Origin of the sequence: Rhodohalobacter sp. 8-1 (assembly GCF_038150125.1) — a bacterium.
Taxonomy (GTDB): Bacteria; Bacteroidota; Rhodothermia; order Balneolales; family Balneolaceae; genus SW132.
Window position 1 is genome coordinate 36,604 of sequence record NZ_JBBVMF010000012.1, and the last position, 24,478, is coordinate 61,081.

The 24,478-nt window shown below is 45.3% G+C and carries 20 protein-coding genes; 10 read left to right on the plus strand and 10 right to left on the minus strand.

The features are described 5' to 3' along the window. Positions 1-28: 28 nt before the first annotated feature. Entirely contained in the window at positions 29-817 is a 789-nt protein-coding gene (ppgK, locus tag AABW11_RS12900) for a polyphosphate--glucose phosphotransferase (protein ID WP_340105524.1), read from the minus strand. 120 nt (positions 818-937) lie between these two features. Here ppgK and AABW11_RS12905 point away from each other — a divergent pair, with 120 nt between their 5' ends. Beyond that, entirely contained in the window at positions 938-2,992 is a 2,055-nt protein-coding gene (locus AABW11_RS12905; protein WP_445263774.1) for a prolyl oligopeptidase family serine peptidase, read from the plus strand. A gap of 365 nt (positions 2,993-3,357) precedes the next feature. Here the strand turns inward: AABW11_RS12905 and AABW11_RS12910 are convergent, their stop codons facing one another. Then, positions 3,358-4,914, minus strand: coding sequence for a sugar porter family MFS transporter (locus AABW11_RS12910; protein ID WP_340105526.1), 1,557 nt, complete (start codon positions 4,912-4,914; stop codon positions 3,358-3,360). Positions 4,915-5,109: 195 nt separating this feature from the next. Between AABW11_RS12910 and mnmH the strand changes: the two genes are divergently transcribed. Genes mnmH through AABW11_RS12925 form a run of 3 tightly spaced genes read left to right on the plus strand, consistent with a single transcriptional unit; the run spans position 5,110 to position 7,456 of the window. Then, positions 5,110-6,132 carry a tRNA 2-selenouridine(34) synthase MnmH gene (mnmH, locus tag AABW11_RS12915; protein WP_340105527.1) on the plus strand — a complete coding sequence of 341 codons (1,023 nt, stop codon included), beginning with the start codon at positions 5,110-5,112 and terminating at the stop codon, positions 6,130-6,132. Beyond that, a complete protein-coding gene (gene selD / locus AABW11_RS12920) occupies positions 6,129-7,160 on the plus strand; it encodes a selenide, water dikinase SelD (RefSeq protein ID WP_340105528.1) in 1,032 nt (343 codons plus the stop codon). The genes mnmH and selD overlap by 4 nt, the downstream gene beginning before the upstream one ends. A gap of 56 nt (positions 7,161-7,216) precedes the next feature. Next, positions 7,217-7,456, plus strand: coding sequence for a hypothetical protein (locus AABW11_RS12925; protein WP_340105529.1), 240 nt, complete (start codon positions 7,217-7,219; stop codon positions 7,454-7,456). Positions 7,457-7,517: 61 nt separating this feature from the next. On the opposite strand, the gene AABW11_RS12930 is transcribed toward AABW11_RS12925, so the two are convergent. The 8 genes from AABW11_RS12930 to AABW11_RS12965 all read right to left on the minus strand — a co-directional run bounded on the left by AABW11_RS12930 (position 7,518) and on the right by AABW11_RS12965 (position 16,577). Continuing rightward, positions 7,518-8,009, minus strand: coding sequence for a hypothetical protein (locus AABW11_RS12930; protein WP_340105530.1), 492 nt, complete (start codon positions 8,007-8,009; stop codon positions 7,518-7,520). Further along, positions 7,957-8,205, minus strand: a complete 249-nt coding sequence (locus AABW11_RS12935) for a hypothetical protein (RefSeq protein ID WP_340105531.1) — start codon at positions 8,203-8,205, stop codon at positions 7,957-7,959. Before AABW11_RS12935 ends, AABW11_RS12930 begins: the two co-directional genes overlap by 53 nt. A gap of 585 nt (positions 8,206-8,790) precedes the next feature. After that, a complete protein-coding gene (locus AABW11_RS12940) occupies positions 8,791-10,596 on the minus strand; it encodes an FG-GAP repeat domain-containing protein (protein WP_340105532.1) in 1,806 nt (601 codons plus the stop codon). Between the two features lie 55 nt (positions 10,597-10,651). Continuing rightward, complete coding sequence (locus AABW11_RS12945; RefSeq protein ID WP_340105533.1) at positions 10,652-11,731, minus strand: YncE family protein; 1,080 nt, start codon at positions 11,729-11,731, stop codon at positions 10,652-10,654. A 172-nt stretch (positions 11,732-11,903) separates the two neighbouring features. Further along, a complete protein-coding gene (locus AABW11_RS12950; protein WP_340105534.1) occupies positions 11,904-14,273 on the minus strand; it encodes a choice-of-anchor B family protein in 2,370 nt (789 codons plus the stop codon). Between the two features lie 290 nt (positions 14,274-14,563). Next, the gene (locus AABW11_RS12955; protein WP_340105535.1) at positions 14,564-15,007 is read right to left on the minus strand and encodes an RES family NAD+ phosphorylase; all 444 of its coding nucleotides are present in this window, start codon (positions 15,005-15,007) and stop codon (positions 14,564-14,566) included. Between the two features lie 26 nt (positions 15,008-15,033). Then, a complete protein-coding gene (gene parS, locus AABW11_RS12960; RefSeq protein ID WP_340105536.1) occupies positions 15,034-15,486 on the minus strand; it encodes a type II RES/Xre toxin-antitoxin system antitoxin in 453 nt (150 codons plus the stop codon). A 497-nt stretch (positions 15,487-15,983) separates the two neighbouring features. Further along, positions 15,984-16,577, minus strand: coding sequence for a hypothetical protein (locus AABW11_RS12965; RefSeq protein ID WP_340105537.1), 594 nt, complete (start codon positions 16,575-16,577; stop codon positions 15,984-15,986). A gap of 181 nt (positions 16,578-16,758) precedes the next feature. Between AABW11_RS12965 and AABW11_RS12970 the strand changes: the two genes are divergently transcribed. From AABW11_RS12970 to AABW11_RS12995, 6 genes are all read left to right on the plus strand, one after another. Further along, the gene (locus AABW11_RS12970) at positions 16,759-19,038 is read left to right on the plus strand and encodes a TonB-dependent receptor (protein ID WP_340105538.1); all 2,280 of its coding nucleotides are present in this window, start codon (positions 16,759-16,761) and stop codon (positions 19,036-19,038) included. 73 nt (positions 19,039-19,111) lie between these two features. Then, positions 19,112-19,759, plus strand: a complete 648-nt coding sequence (locus tag AABW11_RS12975) for an HmuY family protein (RefSeq protein ID WP_340105539.1) — start codon at positions 19,112-19,114, stop codon at positions 19,757-19,759. 142 nt (positions 19,760-19,901) lie between these two features. Then, the gene (locus AABW11_RS12980) at positions 19,902-21,602 is read left to right on the plus strand and encodes a sirohydrochlorin chelatase (protein ID WP_340105540.1); all 1,701 of its coding nucleotides are present in this window, start codon (positions 19,902-19,904) and stop codon (positions 21,600-21,602) included. A 256-nt stretch (positions 21,603-21,858) separates the two neighbouring features. Next, positions 21,859-22,359: a hypothetical protein gene (locus tag AABW11_RS12985; protein ID WP_340105541.1), complete on the plus strand. Its 501-nt coding sequence runs from the start codon at positions 21,859-21,861 to the stop codon at positions 22,357-22,359. A gap of 173 nt (positions 22,360-22,532) precedes the next feature. After that, positions 22,533-23,669: a tRNA 2-thiouridine(34) synthase MnmA gene (mnmA, locus tag AABW11_RS12990; RefSeq protein ID WP_340105542.1), complete on the plus strand. Its 1,137-nt coding sequence runs from the start codon at positions 22,533-22,535 to the stop codon at positions 23,667-23,669. Positions 23,670-23,726: 57 nt separating this feature from the next. Further along, entirely contained in the window at positions 23,727-24,476 is a 750-nt protein-coding gene (locus tag AABW11_RS12995) for a hypothetical protein (RefSeq protein WP_340105543.1), read from the plus strand. Positions 24,477-24,478 lie beyond the last annotated feature (2 nt).

Consider the following 24,478-nt stretch of genomic DNA (forward strand, 5'->3'; position numbering starts at 1 on the left):
AGCATGCATCAAAAATAAGATTTCTTTACTACGAACTATGCTTAGATGAAGCAGCAAGCGCAGCCCCGATAATACCCGCGTGGTTTCGGTTTTTGGCAGGAATTACGTCTGTATCAAGGTTAAGATAGGGTTTGAACTTACTAAATTTTTTACTGACCCCGCCGCCAATAATGATCGAATCAGGCCAGAGGAGGAGTTCAATAACCTGAAGGTATTCATTCACACGGCCGCCCCACTCTTCCCAGCTCAAATCTTGTTTTTTGCGAATAGAATTTGCCGCGTAATCCTCGGCCGGCATATTGTGAAGAGGGATATGACCCAATTCCGTGTTCGGTACTAAATGCTGGTTATGAAACAGAGCGGTTCCAATTCCTGTGCCGAATGCGGCCATGACGATCGTGCCGTATCGATTCTTTCCCGCTCCAAATGTAACCTCCGCACAACCGGCAGCATCTACATCATTTACAAGATGGGTAGGGCAGCCTGTTTCTTTTTCTATCTGTTCAGACGCATTTACACCAATCCAGGAGTTGTCGATATTCGAAGCTGTCTTTACAATTTCATTCTTAACCGCAGCCGGAAAACCGCATCCAACAGCTGCTTTCCAGTCAAAATGGTTAATAACGGCTTCAATGGTTTTGATCATTGTTGCAGGAGTGGCCGGCTTAGGAGTGGGGATTCGGTATCGTTCGGTTATCAGTTTGCCTTTTTGGGTATCTACTACAGCTCCTTTAATTCCCGATCCGCCTACATCAATTCCTAATATTTCCTTAGTTGATAATAATAAAGAACCATTGGAATTAGAAGAGTTTATCATAAAACAACCTGTGTAAATTTTTCCGCATAATAGAAAAATCGGGCTATATTGCTTCGAGTTTGTGATCTACTCAACAAAAGCTGAAAATTCTCACTGACAGATTTCATTACCGAAATAACCATGAATTATTTGAAACAACCTTTTCTCCTTTTCTGGACAATTGCTCTCATTCTTATTTCACTACCTTTTCTGACATCTGCACAGGATAAACCCGCATTCAGCGCACTTGATGTGTTTGATCTGCAGTGGGTGGAGGATCCACAGATTTCTCCTGATGGAGATCATATTGTTTATTCAAGGAGAGGGTTTGATATCATGACCGACTCCCGGACATCGTCACTTTGGATAATCAACAGTGATGGCAGCGGACACCGCAAGCTAACCAGCAGAAGTGAGGGAGAAGGAAATGCCATTTGGTCTCCGGACGGCGATCGCCTCGCGTTCAGCAGTTCAGACGAAGAACACGGCAGTGAAATATTTATCCACTGGTTGGAGAGTGGCGTCACTGCTCGCGTAACTCAGCTTGAGAACGGGCCCGGAGGCATGGCCTGGTCACCGGATGGCAGCCAATTGGCGTTCACAATGAAAGTGGAAGAGAGCAACCCTGTACTTGTTACAGGGCCGGAAAAACCTGACGGGGCAGAATGGGCTCCTTCACCGAGAGTTACGACACGATTGAACTATGAGCAGGATGGATCAGGATATATCTCTCCGGGATACCGCCACATTTTTACCGTTTCCGCTGATGGTGGCGCCGTTCAGCAAGTTACCTCGGGAGATTTTAATCACGGTACTCCGGTATGGGCTCCTGAAGGTGATCGAATCTATTTTTCAGCAAATAGAAATGAGGATCACGATCAGGCGAGCGGCTATCGTAACTCAGAGATCTACTCTGTTGACCTGGAAAGTCGCACCATAACGGCGCTGACGGATAGATTTGGCCCGGATAGTGGGGTGGTCGTCTCGCCAGATGGAGAGACAATCGCTTATTTGGGATTCAATGACCGTATTCAAACCTACCAGATCAATCATATCTACCTGATGAATGCTGATGGATCTGATAAACGAATGGTTGAAACCAACCTGGATCGCAGCCCTGAGATGTTGAGCTGGAAAGCTGACGGCAGCGGACTCTATTTCATGTATGATGATGAAGGAGTTACCAAAGTTGCCGAAACTGATCTGAGAGGAAACATCACACAGCTTGCTGAAAATTTGGGTGGTACGGCAATAGGCCGGCCATATGGCGGCGGGTCATACTCTGCATCAGATAACGGAGTGCTGGCAATGAACCTGACCAGTCCCGAGCATCCCGCAGAGCTCGGTGTGCTATCTGAGAATGGAAATGTTCGTCAGATCACAAATCTAAATGCCGGCCTTCTGGATAATCGCATGCTCGGGCAGGTAGAAGATATTCGGTATACCTCATCTGTAGATAACATTGATCTCCAGGGATGGCTGGTATATCCACCAGATTACGACGAAGAGCGAACCTACCCATTGCTCGTTGAAATTCACGGAGGCCCCATCTCTAATTATGGCCCTCGATTTTCACCCGAGGTACAGCTCTATGCAAGTGAGGGTTATGTTGTCTTTTATCCAAATATGAGGGGGAGCACCAGCTATGGAGAAGAGTTTGGCAACCTGCTCTATCATGACTATCCGGGCGATGATTACCAGGATATTATGGATGGCGTGGATTTGTTAATTGAGAAAGATATTACGACTGAAGACAGTCTTTACGTGACTGGTGGAAGTGCGGGAGGAATTATGACCGCGTGGATTATAGGCAAGAACAATCGGTTTGAGTCTGCGGCGGTTGTGAAGCCGGTTATGAACTGGATTAGCAAAACCCTCGTAGCTGATAACTACTATGGATATGCTGAATATCGCTATCCCGGTCAGCCTTGGGAAGAGTTTGAAACCTACTGGGAATATTCACCGGTATCGTTGGTGGGAAATATAGAAACGCCCACGCTTGTGATGGTTGGAACTGAGGATCTTCGTACACCGCTGTCAGAAGCCAAGCAGCTGTATGGCGCGCTGAAAATCAGGCAGATTGATACAGCCCTGGTCGAGATACCGGGAGCAAGCCATTTTATAGCCAGCCGGCCAAGTCAGCTAATCACAAAAGTGAATCATGTACTGGCTTGGTTTGATAAATATCGGAAGTAGTGGCAGATGGTAGAAGAATAATAGCAGATAGACATGAGTTGTACATGACAGCGTCTGCAGGTCCTGTCAGCGTCTCTGTTTTGCTTAGTAGATGGTAAAAGTCAAAAGTAGATGGATCAAATAAAAACCGCCTAAATTTCTCAAGGCTATCTACTATCGAATTTCGATTATTGTCGAATTTAATATAATCGTATTTATATAGAGGGAAGTACTGGGCATAGTTACCGTGATCACCATTATCCTGTTTGCCAGGTTAGGCGTTCGTTTGCTTGTCAGATATTATGAGACAGTCAAAGAGAAAAAACAGCAATAAGCCCTGAAATTTGATCGTCTATATCTGTAGTTTCACCCATAACAGGAATAAATTATTTTGCCAGGTAAATCTCGAGTTCCTCAAGTGATTTCCCTTTTGTTTCCGGGACTACTGTGATAATGAAGATCAAACCGGCTACCGCAAACAGGCCATAAATCAGGAATGTGATTGAACTCCCAAAATTGGCAAGCTCCCATGGAAACACAAGCTGCACTCCAAAGCTGACGGCCGAATTGATGAGTCCCACAAATGAGATTGCTAGCCCGCGAATATAGTTCGGGAAGATCTCAGAGAAAAGGACCCACATGATGGGGCCAAGTGAGATAGCAAATGATGCGACAAATCCAAGGATACAGATCAAAATAAGCGTTGCGTTAATATCAGCTGCTGCCGTTATTAACTGAGATTCATATGCTGCAGCTACACCCTCTCCCAAATTTTCCGAGAGTGCCTGTTTGAATGACAGGTCATTATCGTACACAACGCCGACCATCGGGCTTAGCTGCTGCTGATTGATTTCTGCAGGAAGCTCAGTCATAGTTTCTTGTTGCAGTGAATACGTTGCACTGCTAAATGCAAATGATAGAACCAGCATGCAGAGCGCTATTCCTCCCACACCGCCTATCAACAATGGTTTGCGGCCCAATCTATCGATAAAAAGGATCGCGAGCACGGTAAATACAAGATTGGTAAGTCCAACTAATATTGCCTGAACAAAAGAGGCGTCAGTACCAATGCCGGTCTGTTCGAAGATAATGGGAGCATAGAAAAAGACGGCGTTTATTCCGGTGATCTGTTGCAAAACTCCAATCACAACACCGACTAAAAGCACCAGCTTGAGAGCTGGCTTGAATAGATCCCGCAGCTTACGTTTTTCCTGATCTTTCTCTTTTTCAAAACTTTCTTTCACAAGCTTATAAACGTCGCCAGCCTTTTTTCTGCCGTTTACCTTGGTGAAAACGTCCATGGCCTCGTCATCTCTTTCCTTCATCATCAACCATCGAGGACTGTTGGGTACAAAGAATAGCCCGATAAAGTAGACGACTGCGGGAAGAGCTTCTAATCCGAGCATCCAGCGCCAATTGTAGGTGTCGAACTGAAGTGCCTGGGCCCACTCCATATCCGATTGTCCCAGCTGAAGTATCATATAGTTGGTGAAAAATGCGACCGAGATGCCCAGTACAATATTAAGCTGGTTGATGGATACCAGGCTTCCCCTGATTTTAGTTGGGGCAATTTCTGCGATGTACATCGGGGCGACAATCAATGAAGCTCCAACACCTAAACCGCCAATCATGCGAGCCACAACTAAAAACCAAAATGATGGAGCAATAGCGGACCCGATTGCAGATATCGAATAGAGAATCGCTGCAAGCGTAAGCACCCGTTTTCGGCTGATACGATCGCTGAGAGGTCCGGAAACCATCATAGCAAGTGTGGCGCTAAGGGTAAGTGACGCAACGGCCCAGCCCAGCTGAATTTTAGTAAGCTCAAATTCAAGTTCTATAAATCGATTCACTCCCGAAATGACGGATGCGTCAAACCCCATCAAAAAACCACCGAGTGCCACAACAAGCGATACTACATAGACATATTTTTTCTGACTCATAGAACCTGTGTTTTTTTCTTCTCTTTAGAGCATTTCAACAGTTCCTAATGTATGTGAAAATTTTGAAGGACGATAAAAAAATATGGAGCCCGGAATCTCATCAGAATGATTCTGCCGTGTTATAGTGTTTAGTGAAGGTGTTAGTAATGTTGATATCAAACATTTAAAACTCCATAAAAAGGCGTAGTTTCTGATATGAGTGTAGAAGTATCCATCAAAGAAGCTTTAGAGATTCAAAAGCCTATCATCGATGTCCGATCTCCGGGCGAGTTTGAAAGCGGACATATTCCCGGCGCTGTTAATATCCCACTTTTTTCAGACAAGGAGCGGGCACATGTTGGAACCATTTATAAACAGAAGTCTCGGGAAGAGGCAACCCAGCTGGGCTATAAATATGTAAAGCCAAAACTTGAATCATTTCTCAGCCGGTCCGGAAATGCGTCTCCTGACGGCAAAGTGACGGTTCACTGCTGGCGCGGGGGAATGAGGAGCAAGGCGTTTGCAGAGCATCTGTCAGATTACGGGTTTGAACGAGTACGTACTATAACCGGTGGCTACAAAGCGTACCGGAATCATGTACTGGATGAACTTGGGCGGCCTTTTACTCTAAATGTTCTCGGCGGATATACCGGCAGCGGCAAAACATATATGCTACATGAATTGGAGAATTTGGGGGAACAGATTGTGGATCTCGAAGGACTTGCCAATCACAAAGGGTCAGCCTTTGGTGGTATTGGCCAGGGTGCACAGCCTACTGTTGAACAATTTGAAAACAATCTCTATCACGAGATCTCAAAACTCGACAGGGGAAAACCAATCTGGGTTGAAGATGAAAGCCATAACATCGGGTCAGTTAAAATTCCGATGCCGTTTTACAACCAGATGCGTCAGGCGAGGCTTTACTTTATGGATATTCCAAAAGAGGAGAGGGCAAAGCATTTAGTGACGGAATATGCCAAGTGCGATAGTAAAAAACTGGCCGGATCCATTCATCGCATTTCGAGACGGCTGGGCGGGCTGCGGGAAAAAAATGCGATCGACTATTTAGAAAATGGAAACTATTACAAAACGGCCTTAATCACGCTGGCTTACTACGATAAATTCTACCTGAAGAGCATGGAAAGGCGCGACAATATTGATGTAAATCGCACGTCTCTTCCGACTGTTGATCACAAACAAAATGCACTAACTATTTTAAACATAGCCAGACAACAATGAATGATGTGAAACTAACTCAGTATAGCCACGGTGCAGGCTGCGGGTGCAAAATATCCCCGGCCATTTTATCAAAAATGCTGGTGACCGCACAACCTGATACAGATGATAAGCGTCTTCTTGTTGGAAACAGGAGCAGGGATGATGCGGCCGTCTATGATTTGGGTGACGGCACAGCGATCATCAGCACCACTGATTTCTTCATGCCCATAGTAGATGATCCGTTCACGTTTGGTAAAATTGCGGCTACGAATGCCATCAGCGATGTGTACGCGATGGGCGGTAATCCCATGCTGGCAATTGCTATACTGGGCTGGCCGATTGATAAGCTGCCGCCGGAGGTTGCCAGTGAGGTGCTTGAAGGTGCCAGAGCTACCTGCACCGAGGCTGGTATTTCGCTGGCAGGGGGACACAGTATCGACAGTCCTGAGCCTATCTTCGGACTGGCGGTTACGGGCCGTGTGCCGCTGAAAAAGCTGAAACGGAATGATACGGCAACTGCCGGATGCCGGCTCTATTTAACAAAACCACTGGGTGTGGGGATTTTTTCCACCGCCCAAAAACAGGGTAAACTACTGGATGAGCACGCCACCATTGCTCCTGACTCCATGACGATTTTGAACCGTATCGGAACCGAACTGGCATCGATTGACGGTATAAAAGCGATGACTGATGTGACCGGGTTTGGGCTAATGGGTCATTTGACTGAAATGTGCGAAGGAAGCGGGCTATCTGCTGAGATTGTGCTGGATAACATGCCAGTGTTTGAGAATGTAACTCACTACATCACTCAAAACTGTATCCCTGGCGGCACTCATCGAAACTGGGATAGTTACGGTAGTGGAGTCAGACTAAAAAACGAATCAGATAAATTAATACTCTGCGATCCTCAAACCAGCGGTGGCCTTCTGATAGCTGTTGAAGAGGAATCGGCCGATGAGGTTGAGGAATTATTGAAATCTCATAAGGTAGACCCGGCCTCCTTTGGGCATCTTTTACCTCAAACAGATGTTTTGATCCGGGTTGTGTAAAAAAGACAGTAACGATAAACCAGATTCAAGACTACTTCTACTTTAATTTTTTGCTTATGGATTGTCCAACGGGTAAAAATGTATTCACCACAAAATTCCTTGCTGAAACGGCTCTGATTGATATTCATATCCATCGAAACTTTCCGCCGGATCAGGGCCCGCAAAATGTTTACAAGTGTGAATTTTGTGGAGGCTGGCACCTGACCAGTAAATCTCTGAATCGAAATGAACGCCTGCAGGAGATGATAGATTCTGGAGAGATGCAGCGAAAGCAGCAGGCGAGGCAGTGGGAGTGAATCTGCAGCACAGTATCGGAAGTTGCCATATTCAATAATTTTGCAACAATTTTACGTTAAATTACAAAATATCCCGCCGAAATCGCTCCCGTAAATCTATAATATAGATTGCCAGCTCATCGCGAACCTCTTTGGCACGGCCGTGAAATTCAAAATAAATGTCTCTTCCAAGCAGTTCTTTTTTGCCGATCTCATGAAGAGCGTCCAGCATTTTGTTAGCTGCATTAAGTCCGCGCTTGCAGTTGGCGATGTTTCCGCCAAGGCTGTCAAGCTCAAAACCAAACCCGAATCCACCTGCAATTTTGGCCGCAGGAATCGTAATAGACCGGCAAAAGGTATTGACTGATTCGTCTTCTGAATCTGCGAGGTGTTCATCAACCATATTCATAGAATCGATCGTAAACTCAAACGCTTTTTGATAGATGGGTAAATTCTCAAAACTGTCAATTTCTGAAGGCTCGTAGTCGGTGTTGCGTTTCCATTCTTCACTCTCTTCATACTCATCGATGATAAAGGTCGTCCATCCACTCCTCATGTTCGTCATCCATCTCATCAAGCAGGTGAGTCCAGCCCATCTCTTCAGCAATTATTCTGTCGCGATCGGGATGATCCATGTACTTATCAAGCAACTGAGAATACTTATCCGTTCGTCTGTCTGATTCCTTGAAAAACTCTTCCCAGCGGTGCTCATCCCAAATCTCAGGCTCGTTCTCATCTTCATTCCCATTAAATAAATTCTTTTCACTCATGATATTCACCTTTTTTGTTTATAGTGTACTACCTCTTGTTCTTATCTCTGATAATCAGAAGTAAGTAAACATCACTTGAAATGACAAATCCAGTGCAGATAAATTATTTATGGCTCTACAGGAAAGTAAGTGGGTTAATGGTAAACTATATGAATAATTGCTTAGAACATGTTCAAAATTTTCTAAAATTATGGGTCGTTGCTTTTGTAGATCCTTCTCTTCGCCATCAACTACAATGGCTCGATCAGGATGACACGCTCGTTGGTAAGTACGGGGGCGGCGTGTGTAAAGTCGTCGTTTTACAATATCGCCTTGTCATCACGCCGCCTGAAACCCCAGCCTAATCATTGTCATTCTGAATAAAACGGTGGTTTTCCGTTTTGTGAAGAATCTGTAAATGCAACATATTTTGCTCTATCAAATAACCGGGTAACCTTCTGAATAACTGATCTTGTCTAATGAAACTGTGTATTGGATTATTCTATGTGCCCACAAACTTTCCTGTGGAACATTATTTTAAAAGAACATAGTTCTGTCGGTACCCATTGAACTGAATACTACTTTAAAAAATTGGGTTGATCTTCATTATTGAAATGAAAAGAATAAAACTCCACCCTCTCGATTACCTATCAAAAATTCAGGCTTAACATCGTTATTTAAATCTGTAATATGAGGAGCTGAAAATTGCCCTGACTGAAGCGCCACAGGCAACTCAGCTTTTTCAAATTCAGGTTTGCTGGCTGTCCCGGTGTTTTCGAAGTAGACGATGCCGTCAACTTTGGAGCCGAGGAAAAGATCGAGGTCGCCATCATTATCGATATCATACAGCGCAGGAACGCTTCTGTGCTGAACTTCTACACCGGAAAGTGCATCTTCCAGAAGCTGAAAATCCGGTTCTGAAGCAGTGCCTTCATTTCTATAGTAATGGACCCGGCCACCTGATGATCCAAGAATAAGGTCATAATCGCCATCGTCATCAAGGTCTGCCATGGAAGGCGCAGCGTTGCTTCCTCGCGGAAGTTCAAGCAATGTCTCATTTATTTCTTCAAAACCATCTCCAGTGTTTTGATAGTAAGCCACACCACCGCGCCACCGTCCGAGCAACAGATCGTCAAGTCCATCGCCGTTCAGGTCGGCCATTGCGGGTGCATAGTGATAGGCGTCAGGCAGATCTAGTGTACCGGATTGATAAAATTCAGGCGAGTCTGCTGTACCGCGATTTTCATAAATATAGACCAGCGACGAATTACGCTCACCGGGATCGATTTTATTGGCCAGGAGCAGATCCTTTTTACCGTTGCCGGTCAGGTCGCCGGTTGTTGCAATACTTTCATTACCCACATCAAGTGTGGTTAGAAATTGCTGAGTTTGAAGCGAAAAGTTGCCGCTGCTGGTCTGATCATAAAAATAGAAGTTTTCGGCAAGTGTCTGATTGGCATTGTAAGCACCACCGAGCACACCCAGGAAAAGAGCGATATCACCATCAGCTCCCCAGGGCGTCAGGGTTGGCGCATTGTATCCGCTGGTTTGAACAGGATTATTAGAAGGGAATGGCTGAGGTTCACCACGAAAGTCCGGATCTGATGGTGTTCCGCGATTTTCGAGCAGCAAGATGCTGGGTTCAAAAAAATCGCCCCAGAAAATGTCCTGGTCTCCATCCGAATCGATATCCATAAACGCCATGGTATTGGCTCCGTGGAGGGTGCCAAACTGTTTTACGATCTCGATGTCTTCAAAACGCTCCGTAATCAATACAAACCGAGGGATCATGTCATCGTCAAATCCGGCAGATTCGTAGCGTGTAACCGTTCCATCGAGTCTTCCGATAAACAGATCCTTGAACCCGTTATTGTCAATGTCTGTGACGTTGGGAATATTCTGGCGATCTGAAAAGATCGGCTCTCCGTTGACGTCTCTCAGCGTATCAGCCGCAAGCTCAAACTGCGGATTTTCTGGTGATCCCGCATTTCGATAATAGCGAATATAGCTGTAGGGCTGTTCGCTGAGCAGATCCATATCGCCATCGTCATCCAGGTCTACAAACCGAAACCACTCTCCAATATCCAAATCCTGGAATTTGTCGGTTTTCCAGGTGAGCCGGTTGCTGGCATCCCATCCGTTATTTTCGAAATATTTGAGGTCGTTGGTGTTCTCCTGGACAAACAGGTCCGGATAGCCATCGTTATTGATGTCGACAAACTGAGGCCGGGGAGCATTAAATCCGCCGAGAAACGGGAAGTCAAGCTGGTTGCCATTCTCATCAAATACCGGAAATGGATTCACCTGTTTCTGGAGACCATCAGAAGATTCTGAGGTGGTCTTTTGTACAGTTGAGCATCCGGCCATAAGGATGATTGATAGAATGCATAGCGGTAAAAATCGGTAAGTCATATAGCAACTTATAAGTGATTTAATTCTTCAACTTTGAGAGTCAAAAACGTACAGTTTAAAGTGTGCTCGTTCCAATGCCTGAAGGATAATTTCCAACTTCTATGACTTTCTCGATTTTCAGAGTCTCAGTATTTATGACGACAACGGTTCCCGGAAAATCGTCACCAGTTGAACCTTCCGGCTGATACGTGCCATCCAGATTGTTGTTGGTGACAAAAAGGTATGTGCCATCGTGCGACAATACGGCTCCGTGTGGCTGGGCAAGACCGTCTCCTTTGATCGTGGCTTCAACTTCCTTGGTTTCCAAATTTACAACTGAGACTGAGTGATCCTGCTTATTGCCGAAATAGACATAGTTTCCATCCGGAGAGAATACGGGATGCCATGGCATGGCCCCAACCTCAATCATATCCGTTACTTCTGGATTCATTGGGTCGCTGATATCAAATACCAGCAGCTGACCTGATACCTGTCCGGTCGCAACCATTACATCACCATTAGGGTGCACAGCGAAATTCACGAATACGTGCGTATTGCCTTCCACGGTTGTCAGGCTCGATTCGTCTTCGGTTGTGTTGATGGATAGAATCTGATTTGATGAAAGACTCCCTACAAAAGACCACTGTCCGTCAGGGGTGGTGGTAAGTGCGTGCGGACGATTGAAGAAAAGATCAATTTCATCAGACACAGACATATCGGAGCGATTCACAACGCCATAGCTTTGTGGTGGGTTCACGGCGCTCATCGACCGGCCGACATAAAGAAGATCTTCCTGAGGATGAAGCGCCATCAAGCCGGGCACTTCCAGTTCTGCCTGGGCTACGAGCTCATTTTCGCGGTTAAATTTCAAGACTCTGTTTTCACCAATAAGCGTTACGTACCAAAATGAGCCGTCAGACTCCGCAACGGCGTGGTGGGGTTTGGCATTCGGGGAAAAACCAAGCTCCTGCAGGTCAACAGTATCCGTAATCGATTGAGTGTTCGCATCAATAACCGTAATGCTGGCTGATCCCTGGTTACAAACATATATAAGCTGAGAGCGGCCATCACTCTGTGCAAAAGAGGAGGCGGCCAGAGAGAAGGCAAGAATTACCGGGAGCACTAACAGAAAATAGCTAAAGAATCGGGTTTTCATAGTTACGTCTCATTTATGACAAATTAAACAGATGCAATCAATAGAAGCATATTACCTCTGAAAGATTACCCATTATGGAGCAACCTTGTTCCTGCCGCACATAAAAAAGGCAACTTCAAGCCGTCTCCGTTCAGAGAAACTCAAAGCTGCCGTAATTTATTGCGAGTAATTTTTAGTCGCGATTCGCATCAAGGATGAACAGTCCCTCGTTGGAGCTGGTCATTAGCACGATATCATCAAAATAAGGGAAGTTGCTCCAGGTTCCGGAGAATCCGGCTGCATCTTCAACAAATGGATGCGTATCAAAGTAACCAACACGCTGTGGCTCTTCAGGATTTGTAATGTCTATTACCTGCAATCCACTTACATAATTAGACTGATACATTGTGTTGCCCAGAATGTACAGGTTGTGGTCGGATGCCGGATTTTCTACGAAGTATTCGTCCACAAATTGCGGATCATCGAGATCACTGACATCCCAGATAATGGTTCGAGTCTGGTCTACAAGTCCAGTCAGCTCATCCAGCTCATCATTCTGGAAAAAGTATCGATGATCTTCGGTTAACCATCCCTGATGAACGTAAGCGTGATCCGGATACGAAGCGGTTGAGAGTGCAACGGGATTTTCTTTATCCGTTACATCAGCGATACTAATGGCTGTTTCATTCGCTCCAAGACAGATTTCTTGTCCCTGGTGTTCTTCATCAGGTCCGTTATAAATAACACACTGTGCATCGTGCGTGTATCCGGTACCGCTTCGGCCCGTGGATGGATCCGCAAAACAGCCTGCAAATTCAGGGTTAGCCGGATCTTCGAGGCTGATCATGTGCAGGCCGCCACCGCAAGTTTGTCCGCCACCGCTGCTTCCAACAGCAAATGCATAACCGGTGTCTTCGTTAATGACGATGTTGTGAACACTATTTACATTGGTGTAGATATTGGTCTCTTCAAATAGAATAGGCTCGCCATCGAATTCCCGAAGCTGGGTCAGGTCAAGGACCTGCATACCGTGCTCGCGCGAGTTATCAGCAACAATATATACGTAGTTCTGATATACTTTCATGTCGCGCCAGCTGCTTGGCTGACCTGTTGCGGTAAGCGGGAGGTTTCCGATATAAATTGGGTTGAGAGGATCTGTAACGTCTACGAATGATGTTCCTTCATTCCGGCCGATAAGAGCGTAATTTTTGTCCGTTTCCGGATCCGTCCATCCCCACATGTCATTAAGCCGAACACCGCGGTCGCCGCCAATGGCACTGATAGGCAGAAAAGAGATCAGATCTACGTTTTCACAAAGATATCGATCAGCTGAGCCGTCATTACAGGCTACACGGTTTCCGGTAATCGGCTGAAGGACATCATCGCCTTCGCCAATCAAAATTTCCTGGGTCATCCACATACCGGAAGCATCACGCTCCATGATGGCAGCAGATCCGGCGCCAAAGTCCGTCCCTGTAAGACCAACAACCGCCAGGTCTCCTTCAACGGCAAGTGTACCGGCAAAGCGATCGCCTTCTTCCTGGTCAGATCTCATTTTAGATGCGCTGCTCCAATTGCCGTCCGCATCACGCTGAAACTGATAAACAGCGCCTGCACCGCTGTCGGCATTGGGTGCACCAATCCATACAGATCCATCGGCAAACTCAATTGCACTACCAAACGCATAGCGCGATTGCCCATCGAACGCCATCAGCCGGCTGCTTTCCATCCATTCGCCTGATTCTTCATCCATCGAGAAAATGATCACTGCTCCGGTGGCTGCGCTATGTCGGGGAGCACCGGCAAATATATGCCCGTCCATCATAGCGAGTGTGGCGCCAAAGTAACTACGCTCATCTGCCTGTCTGCTTTGAAGTGTTGATGTGTGATTCCAATCGTTACTGTCATTTTCATAAACGTGCAACACGCCACCATCACGCTGAGGAGCGCTTACTACCATATGATTGTCTTCCATCGCAAGGACTGATCCAAAGTTTGAACCGGTTGTATCAGGATTTGCAAGCGTGCCTACTTCGCTCCAGTCATCGCCTGATCGCTGAAAAACAACCACGGCTCCGGTTCCATTGGCATGGCCGGGAGCACCAACAAAAGCATGATCGCCATTAAGAAGAACACTGGAACCGAAATCGGTCTCTAATGTGTCATTCAGCGACAGCCTTGCAGTTTGAGTCCATTCACCGTCACTCATCTCAAAAATATATGCGGCACCGCGACTATCATTCGTTCCGGATGCTCCAACCAGTACCATGTTTCCATCAGTTGAAAAAATAGAACCGAAACTGTTTCCAATTTCACCGTCAGATGCCGAGAGGGTAGCCGACTGCTCCCATGTATCGCCATTTTTGACGAACTGGTAAACAAGGCCGGGTTGGTGATAGTTGGAGGGTTCACCAATTAAAATGGTTCCGTCCATTATATCAACGGACCGTGCAAACCCCTGCATCGCTTCAGATTCGCCATAGGCAGTCGATTGGGCTTGAATGCTGATACTCAATAATGTTAGAGGTAATAGTAATAGAAGAAAATTCAATAGTGATCTCATATAGATGCTTATTTCGATATGTGGTGAAATTTGAAAGACTCTTAAAATAGTGCGGACTGATTAAAAAACAAGAGATAGCTAAGAAAGATTGCCCTGAAAAATATAAAAGTTTATTAAAAGCTAATCTGATTGATTTAAAGCCATGTTAATTGCAACAATCAATCAACATCTGGATGATCTGGATAAAAGGAAATGTTGTGGAGTAAACTATCACATGTCATGGCTAATTATTAATCACTGACTGTATCTGATTCCTAATGGTATTCATTTCTCATAGTTACATTGTCGGCTCATAGACGATCATCAAACTCGAAATCACAAATCTCTTTCACGAAAACAGCGTCAAACTCCGGGTGGTTTGGGTTGATGAGTACGTTTGTTTCATCCCGGATGATTGATGAGGGAACGCGAAGCAGCAAACTGTTCCCGTTTTTTATCCATTCATCTCCAAGTTTACGGCATATCGAAAACCCGTTTCTTTTAAACCACATGTCAGGTAGTTCATCGTCAGAGATTTGTTCGGATGAGGCGTTTTCCGGAACGTTGATGACGGTAATTTTGAAATTTCCATTTAAGCCCTCACCTGATCTGTGCACAAGGTTTTCAAGACACGCCAGTGCGCGGGAAGATGCCGTGTAGATGACAAATACGCCCTTCGAGTTCCACCGTGCCGGATAACCTAACCCGCTCAGTTCGCCGGCCCACTTTGATGTAGTTATTCTGTAGAGTTCCACAATTCAGAATTTAATGACATCAAGACCTAAGCCAAAGCCCCATACTCTATTCGCAAAAGCTCGTCGCGAACCAGGTCTATGCCGCCGGATGTTTGTAAAAAAGTGAACGGGTGCTCGTTTTCTAAGCCCGCTGCCGGTTTGCGAAGCCAGCGGTTAAATGAGCCAATATCCCCAAATACCTCCTCTGCTTTTTGGTATAGGCCGATGAGTTTAAGAAGCTGTTCGCTGTTCATGGCATTGAGTTTTTTTCCTTCTTTCTGGTAGCGTTGGATTGTTTTAAATGAAAGGTCTAGAATGGATGAAAGCTCTTGGTTTGAAAGCCCCGATACATCTATAAGATCAAAAAAAGCGGATACAGATAGTCCAGTTCTTGCATGTTTTGCGGTCTCAAACTCATTGGTAGCGGAGACTTGATATTTTACCGCTGTTTCTTGTACCGTTAGCGGTTTGCCTGTTTTTTCTTGATATGAATGGGACATGTTTAACTCGTTTGTTAGACAATTGTCTTATAATGTTAGACAATTTTTTTTGATTTTGCAACTTTCTAACTAACGTTTTGTGTTTGCCAATAAGTGGCTTTGAAAAACCTGAGCGCAGTTTATCAACGTGCGTCTGACCATATTCGGGTCATCTAAATCAAATTTAAAATGTGCATCTAAATAAAAAAGGCCGGATATAACCCCGGCCATTTAAAAGCATATCGCCTATGTGTATCTAAAACTGAATCGTTAAATCCCCAAAGATTATACGCCACAATACAGCATTATAGAGGCACTGATATTTGTTTAAAGACTTTCAAGTATATTCAAAACAATTTCCTGGAATAATTGGCTAAAGGTATCGGTATAGCCGATATGAGATCAAGTGGTGACGATGCAGTAGTGATCAGGCGCTCCGATTTATTTATTGATTCGCCTTGTTGCTCTTGATAGTCATGAATCGATTTTAATTTTAAAAAAATGTTTGTGGGTCATGACTAAAACAGAGGGTTGTTCCGTAGGATTTTAAGCAGCAGCTGATACAAATCTTCCTGCCTGTAGTTATAACGAAATTCACACTCTTTCAGATGGTATTTATATGTGGATGAGTGAATTCCCTTGAACTTTGACAGCCTTGACTTCGCGTTTCCCCAAAAGCTTTCAATCCTGTTCAAAACCTTTCGTGTCGACTCATTTTTGCCTTCTTTTTTGCCTAAAAATTGATGTTTGCCGGTATTGACGTTTATCATCAGATCAAAATGCTGATGATATTGAGATTTAAGAACGTCGGCATCGTTGGTTTCTGCTATAGCGGTATAAATCTTGCCCTCGTACTCCTTCAACAGAATACAGCATTCGTCTATGTTGATGGTTTCCTCAATAGAATATAACCGTAGCGGCAAAGGGGATGTGGACTCGGAAAAGTGAGCAATTTTTCGTCGTATTTCGTTAAGATACCGGTTGATGGTATTCCGGTTCAAACCGGTCAGCTCAGCAATTTGAATTGCTGTTAAATCAAGAGAAAAGAACCGGACAATCTCACGAAATTTCTTCTCACTTATTTTAGAACGGTTCACATACTTGTTATTCATTAAATATCAGAAGTTTACGGCGAATTAAATATTCTGTTATAGTCATGACCGAATAATTAGCCGTTCTTTTAACGGCTTTCCTATGCATGATATACGCGTTTCTATTTCTATTTAGATTAAGTCTAAATAAACTTAGCCCATTAATTACGGACAACGCTAAAAAAACGCAACCATAAATTTCATGTTTAGAACAACCTTTCTCTCTCTGGTCATCTGTATCATATCCGTTCCGGTGATAGGTCAGTCAATCTCGGGCACTGTCACAGATGAGAAAGGTAACCCGCTTGGCGATGTGCATGTCCGGATAACGGACTCTGGCATAACGACGATTACAGGGAATGATGGTTCATTTTCTCTTCTTATTGAAAGCCTTCGAAAAAATGAAATAATTCTTACGGTGTCAAGAGTTGGGTACAGGCCTGTACGGATGACACTATCACGGCAGGAAATTGGAGATGGAGGGATCATTGAGATTCAGATGAAGCCCACTATTTATGAATCCGAGACGATGGTGGTTACCGCCACGCGGACGCTGAGAGATGTTGAGGATGTAAGTATTCCGGTGAGTGTGGTGTCCGGGGAGGAGATCAATCGGTCGGGCAGCATGCGGCTGAGTGATATTCTCAGCGAACAGACCGGCATGCAGATCGTCAATGATCACGGTACGGGCATCCAGATGCAGGGTTTTGATCCTGATTACACGCTCATTATGATTGACGGAAATCCCGTCATTGGCCGAACAACCGGAACTCTTGATCTTACCCGAATCTCGGTCCGTGATGTGCAACAGATAGAAATCGTAAAAGGCCCGTCATCAGCACTTTGGGGCAGCGATGCACTTGCTGGCGTCATCAACATTATTACAAAAAAGAGCTCAGAACCGGTATCCGGCGGACTCACAACGCGATATGGTGAAAATAACACGCTCGATCTCAACGGCAGCCTTTCGCTAAACAGGGCGGGATGGAACAACGATGTTTCCATCAACCGAAACAGTTCCGGCGGATATTCACTCAATCCGGAATCAGTATCTCAGACTGTTCCAAAGTTTGAAAACTACACGCTGCGATACAACACATCCTACTCATTCTCTGATCGTCTTGAATTTAAAGCCGGCATCCGGTATTTCCATGAATCTCAGCAGAGCCGAAGCTCAATTGAGAACGAGGACGAAGCGATTCAACTATTGCGAGGTGATGCGAACCGGCAGGATTTTATCGCCACACCATCTGTTTCATTCACGCCGCTGAGTCGCCTGAATCTTGAACTTGAATGGATGAGCAGTTTTTACGAGACAGAATCGGAACTTCGGTTTAGCGAATCAGGTGAAATGTATGATGAAACGCAGTTCAGCCAGTATTACAACAAACCAGAGCTGCAGGCTGGCTACCGGTGGAATAACACCCATCACTCCATGCTCGGTACTGGCGCTATTTTTGAGCGGCTTGATGCAGACCGTTATCCGAGTCAGCCTAAATTCACCACTCAGTTTATGTTTGCCCAGCACAGCTACACGCCTGTTCAGGAACTTGAACTAACCGGTGGTCTCCGGTTTGATTCTCACAGCGAATATAGTTCCCAATGGAGCCCTAAACTATCGGCACGATATAAAGCCACCGATTGGATCCAGTTTCGCGCATCGGCAGGCCGGGGATTTAAAGCTCCTGAGTTCCGCCAGCTCTTTCTTGATTTCACCAACTCAACCGCAGGCTACAGCGTGTTTGGCCAAAGTACCGCTGTCGAGGGAATTCGCCGGCTACAGGATGAGGGAAACATTGCTCAGATTCTGGTACCTGTCGAGAATTTAGATCAAATACGGGCCGAATCATCCTGGGCGGTTAACGCTGGGTTTGATATTGATCCGACCTCAAACGTCAGAATCAGGGTAAATCTGTTTCAAAACAATGTCAGTGATTTGATTGAGGCGGCACCCATCGCCCGGAAAACCAATGGGCAATCTGTGTTTACCTATTTCAATGTTGATGAAGTGTTTACGCGTGGACTTGAATCTGAAGTTCGCGTAAGAATTACGGATCAAATCTGGGGCTCACTCGGATATCAGCTGCTGGATGCAAGGCGGAAAATTGTTGAAGACCGGACCGTTCAGGATGATCAGGGTGAAATCGTTGAGCGAACCGATATCAGCTATGAGCCAATGTTTAACCGGTCTCGCCACTCAGGTAATGTGAAACTTTTTTACGAGTCAGGAAACGGATGGGGAGCAAACGTGCGAGGATCGCTCAGAGGGCGGTACGGCTTGTTCGATTCCAATGGCAATGAGTTTGTAGATGATGGGGAATGTGTACCGGGCCACACTGTCTGGAATGCCGCCGTTTTCAAAGAGCTGTTTGGCAACCTGACAATTCAGGCCGGAGCGGATAACCTTTTCAACTACCGGGACATCAATCAACCTTACCTCGCGGGTCGTCTGTGGTATGGCCAGGTAACAATGAACTTTTAACAAACCAATCCAATCCGCGGTTAATCGGAAATCAATTAAATAAAACCAACAATAAAAAACACAATTTATAACAATGCTTCAAAGAAATATACTTTTAACGCTATCTATATCAGTACTTGTTCTCTTCTCTGCCTGCAGCGACAGCATGACAGGAGCCGAGGAGGAGCCGGTGTCTGAGATCGACATTCAAACCGTAGAAAATCTTCATGCCCCATCAGACAGAAATAACCCTGATGCACTGCCGTATGTTTACTTCAGCCTGAAATCATGTGAAACGGTTGATGCAAGCGAAGTCAATACCGAGAACTGGGATATCGCATTCCGGGGAACATCCATCCTCGTAAATTCCGGTACGAGCGGTCCAGGTGAGGCCGGCGCCATCATGTTAGATGTGGCGTTCGACAATGTGGAAATAGCTCCAGCTGATGGGTACAGCATTGACAGCGACCAAGAACCGGCGATTACCGGAAGTGGTGGATGGTACACCTACACGGGTAATGGTAGTCCAGCGCATGCCGTCATCGCTCAGGATGATGTGACGATCATTCTTAAAACCGCAGATGGCAACCACTATGCAAAGATGCACATCATGAGCTATTACGAAGATAACCCGGACACCAGCACGGATGAGTTCGCCAATTTCCAAACGCGTCCCGACAGCCAGCATTACACGTTTAAGTACTCGCTGCAACAAACAGAAGGGCTGAGAGAGCTGAAATAATTGAAAGAACAGTCGCGAGGCGACGGCCATTGCCCGCGACAGCCTCTTGGTTGACGTGCCTCCGGAAGGGGGCACGCTTCTTTTTTTACCAACCATCATGCCACAATCCTTAAAATTTTTAACTCTAAACGTAACCCCAATCATGAAAAAAGTTATCAATAGCTGCTTATTGAGCATGAGCGTCCTGCTCTTTGCGATCAGTGTATCGGCCCAGCAAAGCAATACCGGTTTTCTCGTCATTGCCCCGGACCGCGGGTTTATGGGCAACCAGGAAGTTCGGGATATTCACACCACATTTAGTGACGAATATCTGTCGAGTCTGGCATTTATTACAAGTGAAGAGACCGATCGATTCCTGAATGAAGGAATTGAGAAACTGACCGAAAATCGAGTGAGCGAGATTGTCGTGATTCCTCTCTTTCTCTCCGGCTATCATCCATTGTACAAACTTGCTGAAGAACGCCTGACAAATGCAAGGCTGACTGATTTGCCATTGGAGATAACCGAAACAATGAGTCAAAGCTATCTGACGGCCGAAATTCTGGTTGATAGAATTGCCGAACTGAGCGAAAATCCAACAGAAGAGTCGCTCGTAGTCGTGGCAACCGGCGCATCGAACCAGGATGAAATGGATGGCATTACAGCTGATGTGGAAAAGCTGCTGCATATGAATCACGGTTTTTTTGACTTCAATAGTGAAACGGTGATCGTTTTTGATGATGGCGGCGGACGATCGGAAGCATCACAGGAAAGGCTAAGTGAGAAGCTGACATCAATCCAGGAAGAGGGACAAAAGCCACTGGTGGTTACGTTCGATCTCACACCAAAACTGGATGGGATGATGGCGTTTGGATCATGGATCCGGCCGCTCATCAGAAATCACGGTGCACTTTATAATGGAAATGACATCACGCCACATGAAAACGTGGGGCTATGGCTGGCAAAACAGGCAAACAGCTATCTGCCGGTCACAAAAGAAAATCTCGGCGTGATCTTTATGCCGCACGGATCCAACTACAATTGGAACCGCACGATGATGGATGCTATCGACGAGCTGCATGAAGAGTACATGATTGAACATGCGTTCAGTATGGGCGATGCCACGCTCGTTGATCGTGCTGTTGAAAAACTGGAGGCGAGGGGTGCGACGGCTATCACGGTGCTCAGAATCTTTTCTCTCGAATCGAGCTTCAAAATTTCCGTCGAGTATACGCTGGGCCTGCGTGACCAGGTGGGGCATGGCGGCATGATGCATATGATGAGCGGCCCTCCGCAGCGGGTGGTCAGCAGCAGCGAATTCTATACGACCGGTGGTCTTGAAGACTCTCCGCTTTTTGCTGAAGCACTCTTAGACCGGGCAATCGGACTGAGCGAAAATCCCGAAGATGAAACGATAATACTTGTCGGCCACGGCACGCGTACAGAAGAAGGGAACAACCGCTGGATGAACAATCTTGAAACGATTACCGCTCATATGGAGAAAACAGCGGACGAGATGGGCTACAACTTCAGAGACTTTAAATTTGAAAACTGGCGCGAGGACTGGCCCGATTTACGGGACAAACATATCAACAATGTTCGTGAGATGGTCAAAATAGCCTCGGAAGATGGTGGCACAGCCATTGTGGTGCCTGCAAGAACAACAAAAGGCGGCCATGCACAGCGATGGCTTTCCGACCTTGACTTTAAGCACGACGGTGAGGGATTTGCTCCGCATCCGCTGTTTGTAGAGTGGGTGGAAGGATTAATTCAGGAATCACTGAATCATTTTAACGCGGATAATGATATCTCCTCGGAAATGTCTGAACAATCCGTTGAAAATGTCGGTTACCACAGTCACTGATTAAGACATTTGGCAAAAGAAAAATTGAGAGCTTTGTAGAAACGGACTGAATTTATTACAGTACTGTTTCTCAAAGCTACTCAGTTTAATGATTTAAACTGATGTATAAGATGCATCTCGAATATGTAATTAATTTAGGGATAAAGCCCGGGGAGTAAGTTATCCATAAATTTCGGGCTGAACTCTGATATATTTATGTTAAATAAATGACTTCAATTGGCTGAGACTCATAAACTGATTACAAAAAATGAAGACTATGCAAAACAAGACCGTGTTCTTTTCAACTCTCTTGATCACACTACTCATCTTTATAGGGTTGGCTTGCACTTCTGATCGCAATTCAGGCTCTCAAGAAAACATAGAAAGTACCCAAATAGAGGTTGAAGAGATTCCACTGATTTACCACATGAGTTTTATCAGTCGCTATACTCAGAAGCTCTATTTTGCCGGGGAAGCTGATAATTGGGAGCTGGCCGATATATACAGGCATGAGATAGAGGAAATTTCAGCTGACATCGTTTCAAGAGGGGAGACGCATGATGGCATTAATATCAGTGAGTTGATGGAGTCGATGCTGCTTCCGCAAATTGAGCAGCTGGAAGAGGCAATCGATAGCGGAGACCGGGAGATGTTTATGGATCGATACAGTGTGATGATTCAATCGTGCAACAACTGTCATGATGCATCGGATTACGGAGCAGTGAAAGTCAAAGTACCGGATGTGAATCCGTATGCTCAGGATTTTAGCGTAGAGTAAGAAAACTGAATTTTGTAATGGACTATCAGCTTTAAATTCATATTCTGAGAAACGAATGTCCAATAACATATAAATGCAGACGTTAAACTCATCAAATTGGATGCCTTTACTTTATACGATTTACAAAGAAAAGTCGTATTTTGACAGGCTAATCGCGATAAAAGATTTCTACTATGAGTTCTAAAGGACGTGTTCTTGTGGCCATGAGCGGCGGAGTTGATTCATCCGTTGCCGCTGTAATGCTGCATGAGCAAGGATATGAAGTGATCGGAATAACCATGAAAACCTGGGATTACCACCGAAGTGGCGGTAATAACGGAAAAGAAACGGGATGCTGTACCGTCGAGTCGATGAACGACGCGCGGCATATCGCGGTCAAATACGGATTTAAGCACTTTATTGTTGATATCCGCGACGAGTTTGGCGATTGGGTCATCGACCGGTTTGTAGATGAGTACACCAGCGGACGCACACCAAATCCGTGTGTGCTCTGCAATACGCATATCAAATGGGCGGCGCTCCTCCGCCGGGCTGATAATCTTGGCTGCGGCTATATTGCAACCGGACACTACGCGAATGTCCGCGAAGAAAATGGACGCTATGTCATCAGCAAGGGAAAGGACCATGACAAAGATCAGTCGTACGCGCTCTGGGGTGTCCAGCAAAAGCATCTCGAGCGAACCATCTTTCCGCTTGGCAGTTATCGTAAGAAAGAAATCCGCCAAATCGCGGAAGATTTTGGTCTGCTAAACGTTGCCAACAAACCCGATTCCTACGAGATCTGCTTTATCCCGGATAACAACTATCACCGATTTTTGAATGATCGCGTAGACGGACTTGAGGAGCGTGTAGCCGGCGGCAATTTTGTGGATAAATACGGTAAAATTGTTGGCAAGCATAAAGGCTATCCTTATTACACCATCGGCCAGCGGCGCGGTCTCGACATCGCCCTCGGTTACCCGGTGTATGTTACCAATATTGATCCGGTCAATAACGTGATTACAATTGGTGAAAAGGAAGATCTTATCAGTACCACTTGCAAAGCCAAAGAGCTGAATCTTGTAAAATATGATGAAATTCCAGACGGCTCTATGGATGTCGTGGGAAAAATACGATACAATGATGCCGGTGCATCTGGAACGATTACGCAGATTTCCGAGGATGAAATAAAAGTGAATTTCCCTGCCGGTCGCGAAGCTATCACACCGGGACAGGCAATCGTATGCTACGAAGGTGATGATGTGGTAGCAGGCGGATGGATTCACAAAGTTAATATTGAAATAGATGAAAAAGAGTCGGTCCCGGCCTGAAACATTTCAATTCTTAACAAGTCTAATTCTGTGTACTCCAAACACAAACATATATTTATGAAACGTCTCTATATCCTGATTTTTCTACTTTTTGGTCTTGCGGCATCACCTGCATACTCACAGTTCGAAGGAGAAATATTGTTCAATCTCGAGCAGTATCAACCCAACCGGACGGAGAGCTCTCAGTTTAAATTGACCGCCCTTAATAACCGGATATTTATTTCATCTCAAAAAGATGTAGATGTTGTAACCGGTCTTAAATCTAATGGCTTACTTGTGAGGAATGATCTGCAGGATTTTGTCTTTAATACGGGAGAAAATCAGGCTCTGAAGGTGTCAAAATCTGATCTTGACGGTTTGATGAATATGATCGAGCGATTTTCGGGCTCATCAAGTAAAAGCAATAATGAGCAGTTAGATTGGAAAAATCGCATTATTGAAACCGATAATGTGAAACAACACCTGGGTTATGATGTGCAGGAGTTCAGGTTGCTGGGTGAAAATATCAATCAGTATGTGTCTATCTGGCTCACGCAGGATATTAAAGTTATTTGGGGGCTCATGACTGATGTCTGGAACAGGGCCGGAAACCGGTTTATTGATTCCGAATTTCCAATTGAACTCATCATGAATTCCAACAGTTTTCCTATGCTCGTAGAAGTATTCGATAATGGTCAGCTGGTGGCAAAGTTTGAATCATTAAAAGTGGAAACAAATAACTTTGACCGGTCTGTTGTGGAACTTTCAGAACAGAAACGGCTTGTTGGCCTCACAGAGTTAATGATGAATATGTTTCGCCAACAATAAGG